The following is a 10,946-nucleotide window of genomic DNA, read 5'->3' as shown; positions in this document are numbered from 1 at the left end:
GGAGGCGGGTTCGGCGGTCCAGACCGCCGCACCCGGCACAGCATGATGACCGAATCGGCCGATCCTCGCCTCCATATCGCGGCCTCCGTCTCGCCCCAGGCGGCAGCGATCCTTCGCATGGTCGGTGCCATGCTTTCCACGATGCCGCCACGAGAGCCCCCGGCGACGTTGGCCGATTTCGATGCAGCCAATATCCGCGGGGCGGCCTTTGCCGAACAGATCATGGCGGCCCCGCTCGCCGAACTCAGGCCAGAGACCGAACAATGGAACGCGAACGGCACACCCGTGCTTACGGTCCATCCACAGGATGCGTCGCCCGGTGCGACGCCCCTGGTCTATGTTCATGGTGGCGGCTTCGTCGGTGGATCGGCGCGGGCCAATCTCCTCACCGCGGCGGTCGCCGCCGCGACCAGCCGCCGCATCGTCCATTCGATCGACTATACCCTGGCCCCGCGCGCGACCTGGCGTGTCATCCTCGATCAGGTCGTGGCCGCCTGGCAAGCGATCCTGGAACGGCATGAAGCGTCCCCAGGCCTGTTCGGCGATTCCGCCGGCGGATGCATCGCAGCGGCAGCCACGCTACTGCTGCGCGAACAGGACCAGACCTTGCCGTCGGCGCTGGCCTTGCTCTCGCCGGTCGTCGACCTTGCGGGCGGCGGCGACACCAATGTGACATTGGCGCCGGTCGACTATCTCGAACGGCGCATGCTCGAGCCGGGGCTGCGCGCCTATGCCGATCAGGCCGACTGGAGCAATCCGCTGGTGTCGCCGATCCATGGCGACTTCACGAAGGATTTCCCCCCGGTCCTCACCCAGGTCGGCACTCGGGAAGTGTTGCTGAGCGACTCCGTCCGCCTTCATCGCGCGCTTGCCGGCGCCGGTCGCACGTCCCGGCTGGAAGTCTATGAAGGCATGCCGCACGTCTTCCAGCCTATCCTCGCCGCGACGCCCGAGGGTCGCGGCGCATGGTCCGAGATCGCCGCGTTCTGGTCGGAGCATCTGGCATGAGCATCGCGGTGCTGGCGCCGGTGCCGATAGCCGGTAATCATGAACGGATGACCGACGCCGACACATCCGCCCGCCGCCAGCGCCGCCCCCAGGCAGAGCGCAGCGCAGACACCCGTGCCAAGCTGATCGAGGCGGCCATCACCTGTCTCAACAGATCCGGCTACAGCGCGACGACCGTCTCGACCGTCGCCGAGGAGGCCGGGGTCAGCCGAGGCGCGATGACTCACCAGTTTCCCGCGAAGACCGACCTGATGGTCGCGGTGGTCGAGGCTGTCTTCCTCGACGACGCAGCGATGTACAATCAGTCGGTCGAGGAGATGGAGCCGGTCGAGTGGCTCCTTGCCCTCCCTGAGACGATGTGGCGCGTGATGAGCCGCCCGTCCGGCATCGCCGTGATGGAGATATTGCTTGCCTCGCGCTCCGATGCCGATCTGGCCGAAAAGCTGTCGAAAGCCCAGTCGCAGATCGACACCCGCGCGCACAAATGGAGCGGCGAACGAATCCGCGCCGCCGGAATCGAGCCGCACCCCGAGGGCGAGGCGATCCACGAACTCTATGTCGCGGCCGTCCGCGGCCTCGCGCTCGAAGCAGTCGTCACGCGCAATACCGCCAACGTCCATCGCTCGCTCGCCGTGCTGAGCACGCTGATGCGCCGTCTCTACCCCGACCTCGACCGCAAGACCTGAAGGATTTCCCTTTGACCAATGCCCCTCGCCTTCCCGTCCCGGAGAATTTCCTCTGGGGCACCGCCATTTCCGCGCACCAGAGCGAGGGCAACAACGTCAATTCGGACGCGTGGCTGTGCGAGACGGTGAAGCCAACCGTCTATGCCGAACCATCGCGCGATGCCTGTGACAGCTATCACCGCTACGCGGAAGACATAGCGATCGCCGCTGACCTCGGCTTCAACTGTCACCGGATCGGCATCGAATGGGCGCGGATCGAGCCGGAACAGGGCCTCTTCTCGACAGCGGCGCTCGACCATTATCGCCGCGTGCTCGACGCCTGCCATGCCCGCGGCCTGGCGCCGATGGTAACCTACAACCATTTCACCGTGCCGCGCTGGTTTGCCGCACGCGGCGGATTCGAGGTAGCCGACGGTGCTGACCTTTTCGCGCGCTTCGCCGGGAAGGCGACCGACCATCTGGGTGACCTGATCGCCTATGCCTCGACCTTCAACGAGGCCAACATCCAGCGCCTCGTCGCGCAACTCCGGCGCGCCGGTACCGGTGTCGGGCAAGCGATCGACGCCATGATCGCGGCATGCGCCAAGGCGTGCGGATCGGATCGCTTCTCCTCGCTCCTCTTCGCGCCGATCGAGACCAGCGAGCCGGTGATGGTCGATGCACACACCAAGGCAATGGCGGCGATGAAGGCGGGCCCAGGCAATTTCCCGGTCGGCCTGACCCTGACGATGCAGGACGTTCAGGGCGTCGGTGAAGGCAACCAGGCGGAGGCGCTGATCGACATGCTCTACGGCCCATGGCTCGAAACCGCGCGCCATGCGGATTTCGTCGGGGTGCAGACTTATACAAGGGTGCTGGTGGGCCCGGAGGGCCGCCTGTCGCCACCGGCCGATGCCGAGATGACCGGCGCCCATTACGAATTCTACCCCCAGGCGCTCGGGGGCACGATCCGTTTCGCGCACGAGCGGATCGGGCGGCCGATCTACGTCACGGAGAACGGCATCTGCACTGACGACGACACCCGGCGCATCGCCTATCTCGACGCCGCGCTTGCCGAAGTTCGCCAGTGCCTTGCCGACGGCATCGACGTGCACAGCTATATCTGCTGGTCGCTGCTCGACAATTTCGAATGGACCCGCGGCTATGGCGAGCGCTTCGGCCTCGTCCATATCGACTACGAGACCTTCGCGCGCACGCCCAAGCCGAGCGCCCATCATCTCGGCGCGATCGCCCGCTCGGGGCTCATCTGATGGGAGTGCCGTCGGTCCAGGCCACGCCGGAGGATGCAGGCCTTTCGTCCGAAGGGCTCGCGAAGGTCGATGCCTATGTCCAGGCGCAGATCGACGCTGGGAAGATTCCGGGCGCGATCACGCTCGTCGCGCGCCACGGCAGGATCGTCCATGTCCATCCGATGGGGTTGAAGGATATCGCCTCTGGCGAGCCGTCGCGGGTCGATGGTCTCTACCGCATCTTCTCGATGACCAAGCCGGTTACCGCCGTCGCCATGATGATCCTCTACGACGAAGGACGCTGGCATCCCGACGATCCGATCGAGCGGCATCTGCCCGAGTTCGCCGGGCTGAAAGCCTTTGCCGGACCGGCTGAGGACGGCATGATCCTTCTGGAAGACCCGGACCATCCGCCGACGCTGCGCGAACTGTTCACTCACACCGCCGGGCTCAGCTACGGCACGGCGCTGTCCGATCCGAACGATCCGGTCGATACCGCCTATCGCAACGCGAAAATCTGGGAGGCGGAGGATCTGTCCGACATGATGGCACGGCTGGCGCTCATGCCGCTCGCCTATCAGCCGGGATCGTCCTGGCGCTACAGCGTCGGCATGGATGTTCAGGGCGCGATCATCGAGCGGCTGAGCGGGCAATCTCTCGCCGCGTTCATGCGCGAGCGGATCTTCGCGCCACTCGGCATGGTCGACACCAGCTTCTACACCCCGCCGGAAAAGGCCGATCGGCTGGCGACGCTCTATTTCAAGACCGGCGAGATGCCGCTCACGCCGATCGACAATCCGCTGCGCAAGGACCATGACAACGAGCCAGCACTGGCGATGGGCGGCGGCGGCCTGGTATCGACGATCGGCGACTATGCGCGCTTTGCCCAGATGCTGCTCAACAAGGGCGAGCTCGATGGCGCGCGCATCATCAGCGCCGAGGCAGCCACGCTGATGATGAGCAATCATTTGCCGGATGCCCTGATGGAGCGCGGCTTCCTCGCCGGCCATCAGCGCATCCGCCCGGGATTCGGCTTCGGGTTCAACGGCATCGTCTTCACCGATCCAGCGCTGGCGGGCGTCCCGGTCGGCACCGGTACCTACCACTGGGACGGCGCCGCCGGCACCTGGTTCTGGGTCGATCCAGCCAACGACCTGCTGTTCGTCGGCATGACCCAGTTCCTGTCCTATACGGCGCCTCCGCTCCAGGCGACGACACAGACGCTGCTGGCCGACGCGATCATCGACTGATCGCGGGCCGGCGGCAATGTCAGCCGGCTAACAGGCCTCCGCCGCAAGCGGCTGCCCATCGGATGTCTCCCTCGAACGCCGCGCCAGGAACAGCACCATCGCCAGGCCAAGAGCCGAAGTCGCGGCACCGGCCAGGGCGACGGCCGGATAGCCGAGCCGCATGGCGATCACGGCACCGCCGAGCGCGGCCCCAAGCGCATTGCCCAGATTGAACGCGCCGATATTGACCGACGATGCCAAGTTGGGCGCATCGGAGGCCGCCGCCATGACCCGAAGCTGCAGCGGCGGGACCAGCGCAAAGCTCGCGACGCCCCAGAGGAACACGAGGATGGCGGTCGGTGCCGGATGGCGCAGGAGAAGAGCGAAGGCGATCAGGACGACCGAGAGTCCTCCCAATGTGACGATCAGCGTACGGTCCACCGACCGGTCGGCGAACTTGCCCCCCAGCCAGTTCCCGACGGTAAGGCCGACTCCATAGGTGATCAGCATGCTCGTCACGAAACCCAGCGACGCCCCGGTTTCTTCGTGCAGAATCGGCACGATATAGGTGAAGACGGTAAACATGGCGCTCGAGCCAATCACGGTCAGCAAAAGGGCGGCAATGACGGGGCCGCGAGTCAGCACGCGCAGCTCAGCCATCATGTTCCCGCCTTCCGGCGTCGGCATCGGCGGCAAGGTGAGGCGCAGGGCTGCCATGGTCAGGACCCCAAGCCCCGCAATGCCCCAGAAGGAAGCACGCCAGCCAAGCTGATCGCCCGCCCAGGTGGCCAGCGGCACACCCACCACATTGGCGATGGTCAGGCCCATGAACATCGCGGCAACCGCTCCCGCGCGCCGGTCGGGGGGTACGAGACTCGCAGCCACGATCGAGCCGACGCCGAAAAACGCGCCATGGTTCAGGGAGGTGATGACACGCGCGACAAGCAGCATGCCGTAGCTATCCGATACCGCCGACAGGAGGTTGCCGATCGTGAAGATCGCCGCGAGGCCGATCAGCAATCTCCGCCGCGGCATTCGGCCCGTGGTCAGCGTCATCAACGGTGCGCCGAGCATGACGCCAAGGGCATAGGCACTGATCAGCAATCCAGCCGCGGGAATGGAAACTTTCAGGTCCCCGGCGATCACCGGGAGCAGGCCCATCGGGGCAAACTCGGTCACGCCGATGCCGAACGCACCGGCCGCCAGGGCGAGGAGAGGAAGATTGAGTTTCATGGAAAAGGCCTCGACGATCAAACCAGCGGCGGATTCAGGCGGGCAAAACCCTCCTGCTGCCGGTAAGGTGTGTGTGGATAGGGCGGGATAACGGTGCTGGCCGCGTCCAGGGCCGCGATCTGGGCCGGCGTCAGCGACCAGCCGACGGCGCCGAGATTGTCGCGTAGCTGCGCCTCGTTCCGTGCGCCGATGATGACCGAGGAGACGGTCGGGCGCTGGAGCAGCCAGTTGATCGCCACCTGGGGCACTGTCTTGCCGGTTTCTTCGGCAACGACATCCAACGCGTCGACGACACGATAGAGATGTTCGTCCGCGACCGGCGGCGCGAAAACGGCCGTCTCATGCAGCCTGCTCCCGTCCGGGATGGCAGCATCGCGGCGGATCCTGCCGGTCAGCCGGCCCCAGCCGAGCGGACTCCATACCAGCGCACCGACGCCCTGGTCGGCAGCCAGCGGCATGAGGTCGTCTTCATAGGCCCGGCCGATCAGCGAGTAATAGACCTGGTGAGCGACAAAACGCGGCCAGCCATGGCGATCTGCCGCAGCCAGCGCCTTCATCAACTGCCAGCCGGGATAGTTGGAGACGCCAGCGTAGCGAACCTTGCCCGCGGCAACCAGCATGTCGAGAGTCGCGAGCAGTTCTTCCACCGGCGTCGAGGCATCGAAGGCGTGAAGCTGGAGCAGGTCGATATGGTCGGTACCCAGGCGACGCAGAGCATCTTCGACCGACCGGATCACGCGCGTGCGCGAGACGCCCCAGTCGCCGGGGCCGTCCCCCATGGGCAAGCCAGTCTTGGTTGAAATCAGCACAGCATCGCGTCGACCGCTGATCGCCTCACCCAGCACCCGTTCCGAGGCACCGTTCGAATAGACGTCGGCGGTGTCGAACAGGGTAACCCCGGCCTCAAGGCAAATGTCGATCAGCCGGCGTGCCTCGACGGCATCGCTCTGTCCCCATGCACTGAACAACGGCCCGGAACCACCGAAGGTCCCCGCGCCGAAGCTGAGAACGGGAACCCGCAAGCCCGACGACCCCAGCTGCCGATAATCCATGACTGGCCCTTTCTAAAATGCTGACGCACAGATGGACGGCGAGAGACCGCAGCGGTACCCCGTCCGAAAGCCAAGGATTTGTGATATGGACACACAGGTTCAGATAACGACTGACCGGGCATGGGCTCTGGAAGTGTTCGCCGCCGTCGCGGCAGCCGGCAGTTTTTCGGGCGCGGGACGAGCGCTTGGCCTGACGCCATCAGCGGTCGGCCGAACCGTCGACCGGATCGAGGCCCGACTGGGCGTGCGGTTGCTGCTGCGCACGACTAGGACGCTGACGCTCACCGCCGAAGGCCAGGCCTATCTCGGCGCGGCACGACGTATTCTCACTGATCTCGACGATGCCGAGCAGGCGATCGCCGACCAGGGAGCGCCGAGGGGGCGCCTCAGGGTCAGCGCCTCTCTTTCCCATGGCCGGTTATGCGTCGTACCGTTGCTCGGCGCGTTCGTACAACGCTATCCGCACATCCTCGTCGACATCAACCTCACCGACGCGGTGGTGGATATCGCGGGCGGCCAGGCGGATGTCGGCATACGCTTCGGTCCGTTGGCGGACAGTCTGCTGACCGCACGCAAACTGGGTCGGACAGGACGGGTGATCGTCGCCTCCCCCGAATATCTTGAGCGGAACGGAACGCCACAGGTCCCGGAGGATCTGCACGGCCATAACTGCCTGAGCTTCAACTTTCGCCGCGCCGAGCCGATCTGGCCGTTCCGTCGCGACGGACAGGACTATGTGCTGAGCGTGCGCGGCAACATCGAGGCAAATAACGGCGAGACACTGGGACAATTGGCCGTCGCGGGCGTCGGCGTTGCGCGAGTGGGTGCCTTCAGCGTGATCGGCGACATCGCGTCCGGGCGGCTCGCGTCCCTGCTCGAGGAATTCAATCCTGGCGATGTGGAGACGATCCATGCTGTTTTCGTCGGCGGGGCGAACACGCCGGCGCGAGTGCGGGCGTTTGTCGACTTCCTCGCCGAAGAATTGCGATAGCTGGTTTCCCAGTGCTGCGGTGAGGGGCTCGGAACGCAGGAAAGCCCGCTTGCCTTATGGGCGGCGGGTTTTTGTGGTTGTCGCATACGACGATAGGCACCGTGAAGTGCCGAAGGTTACCGTTGGTTGCGGGGACAGGATTTGAACCTGTGACCTTCAGGTTATGAGCCTGACGAGCTACCGGGCTGCTCCACCCCGCGCCAAGGTTCACACCCGCTGGTGGGCGGGTGTTGTGACATGTGAATGGGTTCTGCTGGATCTGTTTTTCGTGATTGTATCACCGGCTTCAATGCCTGGCGACGACCTACTCTTCCATTGCTTGAGCAATAGTACCATCGGCGCAGTCAGGTTTCACGGCCGAGTTCGGGATGGGATCGGGTGGGGCACTGACGCTATAGCCACCAAGCAATGAGGCCGGTGAGACAGACCGGGCTGCCTTGCGGCTGTCCGGCCAACCCTTGCGGGTTGTCTCGAAAAACGGTTCCAAAATCGATGCACGCTTTACCTGTTGTTACAGGTGGTTGTTCTTAGGCGTTGCAATTTGATCATCCGACGCTCGCGGACAAGGCTGGTTTTCCCAGGATTGTCGTTGATGGTGGGACTCTCAAGCGCAAATAGAGCAATTAGTATCGGTTAGCTCCATGCGTTACCGCACTTCTACATCCGATCTATCAACGTCGTGGTCTCCGACGGCTCTATGAAATCTTATCTCGAGGGAGGCTTCCCGCTTAGATGCTTTCAGCGGTTATCCCGTCCATACATAGCTACCCTGCTGCGCTCCTGGCGGAACGACAGGTACACCAGAGGTATGTTCAACCCGGTCCTCTCGTACTAGGGTCAACTCCTCTCAAATTTCGACGCCCACGGCAGATAGGGACCAAACTGTCTCGCGACGTTCTGAACCCAGCTCACGTACCACTTTAATTGGCGAACAGCCAAACCCTTGGGACCTGCTCCAGCCCCAGGATGTGATGAGCCGACATCGAGGTGCCAAACAACCCCGTCGATATGAGCTCTTGGGGGTTATCAGCCTGTTATCCCCGGCGTACCTTTTATCCGTTGAGCGATGGCCCTTCCACGAGGGACCACCGGATCACTATGACCGACTTTCGTCTCTGCTCGACTTGTCAGTCTCGCAGTCAGGCTGGCTTATGCCATTGCACTCTAACAGACGGTTTCCAACCGTCCTGAGCCAACCTTCGCGCGCCTCCGTTACTCTTTAGGAGGCGACCGCCCCAGTCAAACTACCCGCCACAGAGGGTCCCTGATCCAGTTTCATGGATCGAGGTTAGACATCAGAAAACAACAGGGTGGTATTTCACCTATGGCTCCACACCGGCTGGCGCCAATGCTTCAAAGCCTCCCACCTATGCTACACAGTTCTTTCCTAATGCCACTCTGAAGCTGCAGTAAAGGTGCACGGGGTCTTTCCGTCTAACCGCGGGTACTCCGCATCTTCACGGAGAATTCAATTTCGCTGAGCATGTCCTGGAGACAGTGGGGAAGTCGTTACGCCATTCGTGCAGGTCGGAACTTACCCGACAAGGAATTTCGCTACCTTAGGACCGTTATAGTTACGGCCGCCGTTTACCTGGGCTTCATTTCGCAGCTTGCACCACTCCACTTAACCTTCAGGCACCGGGCAGGCGTCAGGCCCTATACGTCGTCTTGAAGCCGACTTAGCAGAGCCCTGTGTTTTTGCTAAACAGTCGCTACCCCCTGGCCTGTGCCCCCTCAAAGTGCTTGCGCATAGTGAGGGCCTCCTTCTTCCGAAGGTACGGAGGCAATTTGCCGAGTTCCTTCAGGACACTTCTCTCAAGCGCCTTGGTATACTCTACCTGACCACCTGTGTCGGTTTCGGGTACGGTCTATACGGTGGGGCTATTTCCTGGAACCTCTTCGAAGCCCATCCAATCCAATAAGGATGAACAACTCACGAGATCCGTCACACACCACCAGGCCCACGAATATTAACGTGGTTCCCATCGACTACCCCCTTCGGGCTCGTCTTAGGGGCCGGCTCACCCTGCGCGGATTAGCCTTGCGCAGGAACCCTTGGTCTTTCGGCGAGAGGGCATCTCACCCTCTTTATCGCTACTCATGTCTGCATTCGCACTTCCGATACCTCCAGGACCCATTACCAGATCCCTTCACTGGCTTACGGAACGCTCCGCTACCGCGTGCATTGCTGCACACCCTAAGCTTCGGTGCGTGTCTTGAGCCCCGTTACATCTTCGCCGCAAAACCTCTTATTTAGACCAGTGAGCTGTTACGCTTTCTTTAAAGGATGGCTGCTTCTAAGCCAACCTCCTGGTTGTTTTGGAAGTTTCACATGCTTTCCCACTTAGACACGACTTGGGGACCTTAGCTGTAGGTCAGGGCTGTTTCCCTTTTGACGACGGACCTTAGCACCCGCCGTCTGTCTCCCGGATAGTACTCGCAGGTATTCGGAGTTTGGTTAGGTTTGGTAGATCTCGCGACCCCCTAGCCCATCCAGTGCTCTACCCCCTGCGGTATTCATCCGAGGCACTACCTAAATAGTTTTCGCGGAGAACCAGCTATTTCCCGGCTTGATTGGCCTTTCACCCCTAAACACAACTCATCCGGTAACTTTTCAACGTTAATCGGTTCGGACCTCCAGTGCGTGTTACCGCACCTTCATCCTGGTCATGCCTAGATCGCCGGGTTTCGGGTCTAATACATCAAACTTAGTCGCCCTATTCAGACTCGCTTTCGCTGCGCCTACACCTATCGGCTTAAGCTTGCTTGATACATTAAGTCACAGACCCATTATACAAAAGGTACGCAGTCAGGCCACATGAGCCCTCCTACTGCTTGTAGGCAATCCGTTTCAGGTACTGTTTCACTCCCCTCATCGGGGTGCTTTTCACCTTTCCCTCACGGTACTAGTTCACTATCGGTCGCATACGAGTATTTAGGCTTGGAGGGTGGTCCCCCCATGTTCAGACAGAATTACACGTGTTCCGCCCTACTCGAGTCCTGAAGTCTCACTTTCGCATACGGGGCTGTCACCCGCTATGGCCAGTCTTTCCAAACTGTTCTGCTAGTTGAACTCCAGGCACTGGCCTGGTCCGCGTTCGCTCGCCACTACTAACGGAATCTCGGTTGATGTCTTTTCCTCCAGCTACTGAGATGTTTCAGTTCGCCGGGTTCGCTTCACGAAAGCTATGTATTCACTTAAGTGATACCTAGCCCCATTTAGCTTGCCCCGCCCGGTAAACCGGTCGGCTCAAGTTAAACGGGATAGGTGGGTTTCCCCATTCGGAAATCTGCGGGTCAAAGGTTGCTCACACCTCACCGCAGCTTATCGCAGCGTGCCACGTCCTTCATCGCCTGTATGCGCCAAGGCATCCACGAATTGCCCTTACCTTACGCTTGAGAGTCCGCACCACCAACGACAACGCTGGGCCGACTTCCGAGGAAGCCAACCAAAACTCGGCAGAGCAGCAATGTCACAGTATCTTGGTGCGGATGATTAAAATGCTCAGCCTAATAAC

7 protein-coding genes, 1 tRNA gene and 2 rRNA genes are annotated in these 10,946 nt (G+C 62.0%); 5 read left to right on the top strand and 5 right to left on the bottom strand.

Annotated elements, in window-relative coordinates; translation table 11 throughout:
* Positions 1-45 precede the first annotated feature (45 nt).
* The 4 genes from P0Y59_00065 to P0Y59_00050 are packed head-to-tail and all read left to right on the top strand — an operon-like array spanning position 46 to position 4,173.
* Positions 46-1,008, top strand: a complete 963-nt coding sequence (locus tag P0Y59_00065; GenBank protein ID WEK00133.1) for an alpha/beta hydrolase — start codon at positions 46-48, stop codon at positions 1,006-1,008.
* On the top strand, positions 1,005-1,694 hold the full coding sequence (locus P0Y59_00060) for a TetR/AcrR family transcriptional regulator (GenBank protein ID WEK00132.1): 690 nt from the start codon (positions 1,005-1,007) through the stop codon (positions 1,692-1,694). The genes P0Y59_00065 and P0Y59_00060 overlap by 4 nt, the downstream gene beginning before the upstream one ends.
* Positions 1,695-1,705: 11 nt before the next feature.
* The gene (locus P0Y59_00055) at positions 1,706-2,944 is read left to right on the top strand and encodes a family 1 glycosylhydrolase (GenBank protein ID WEK00131.1); all 1,239 of its coding nucleotides are present in this window, start codon (positions 1,706-1,708) and stop codon (positions 2,942-2,944) included.
* Positions 2,944-4,173 carry a serine hydrolase gene (locus tag P0Y59_00050; protein WEK00130.1) on the top strand — a complete coding sequence of 410 codons (1,230 nt, stop codon included), beginning with the start codon at positions 2,944-2,946 and terminating at the stop codon, positions 4,171-4,173. Before P0Y59_00055 ends, P0Y59_00050 begins: the two co-directional genes overlap by 1 nt.
* Positions 4,174-4,200: 27 nt before the next feature.
* Here P0Y59_00050 and P0Y59_00045 read toward each other — a convergent pair whose 3' ends face one another.
* Positions 4,201-5,385, bottom strand: coding sequence for an MFS transporter (locus tag P0Y59_00045; protein WEK00129.1), 1,185 nt, complete (start codon positions 5,383-5,385; stop codon positions 4,201-4,203).
* Positions 5,386-5,402: 17 nt separating this feature from the next.
* Positions 5,403-6,437, bottom strand: a complete 1,035-nt coding sequence (locus P0Y59_00040) for an aldo/keto reductase (protein ID WEK00128.1) — start codon at positions 6,435-6,437, stop codon at positions 5,403-5,405.
* Between the two features lie 85 nt (positions 6,438-6,522).
* Between P0Y59_00040 and P0Y59_00035 the strand changes: the two genes are divergently transcribed.
* Positions 6,523-7,428 carry a LysR substrate-binding domain-containing protein gene (locus tag P0Y59_00035; GenBank protein ID WEK00127.1) on the top strand — a complete coding sequence of 302 codons (906 nt, stop codon included), beginning with the start codon at positions 6,523-6,525 and terminating at the stop codon, positions 7,426-7,428.
* Positions 7,429-7,551: 123 nt separating this feature from the next.
* Here P0Y59_00035 and P0Y59_00030 read toward each other — a convergent pair.
* The 3 genes from P0Y59_00030 to P0Y59_00020 form a co-directional block, all read right to left on the bottom strand.
* Positions 7,552-7,628, bottom strand: a tRNA-Met gene (locus P0Y59_00030).
* 91 nt (positions 7,629-7,719) lie between these two features.
* Positions 7,720-7,834, bottom strand: a 5S ribosomal RNA gene (gene rrf, locus P0Y59_00025).
* Positions 7,835-8,030: 196 nt separating this feature from the next.
* A 23S ribosomal RNA gene (locus P0Y59_00020) occupies positions 8,031-10,828 on the bottom strand.
* Between the last annotated feature and the right edge of the window lie 118 nt (positions 10,829-10,946).

The organism is Candidatus Sphingomonas phytovorans, from assembly GCA_029202385.1.
In the GTDB taxonomy this organism is placed as follows: domain Bacteria; phylum Pseudomonadota; class Alphaproteobacteria; order Sphingomonadales; family Sphingomonadaceae; genus Sphingomonas; species Sphingomonas phytovorans.
The sequence above is the reverse complement of the archived record's forward strand: the minus strand, read 5'-3'. Positions and strand labels throughout refer to the sequence as shown.

Bases quoted from the DNA above. Each gene is read 5' to 3' on its own strand.
- P0Y59_00040 (WEK00128.1), bottom strand. From the start codon at position 6,437: ATGGATTATCGGCAGCTGGGGTCGTCGGGCTTGCGGGTTCCCGTTCTC.
- P0Y59_00045 (WEK00129.1), bottom strand. From the start codon at position 5,385: ATGAAACTCAATCTTCCTCTCCTCGCCCTGGCGGCCGGTGCGTTCGGC.
- P0Y59_00065 (WEK00133.1), top strand. From the start codon at position 46: ATGACCGAATCGGCCGATCCTCGCCTCCATATCGCGGCCTCCGTCTCG.
- P0Y59_00035 (WEK00127.1), top strand. From the start codon at position 6,523: ATGGACACACAGGTTCAGATAACGACTGACCGGGCATGGGCTCTGGAA.
- P0Y59_00050 (WEK00130.1), top strand. From the start codon at position 2,944: ATGGGAGTGCCGTCGGTCCAGGCCACGCCGGAGGATGCAGGCCTTTCG.
- P0Y59_00060 (WEK00132.1), top strand. From the start codon at position 1,005: ATGAGCATCGCGGTGCTGGCGCCGGTGCCGATAGCCGGTAATCATGAA.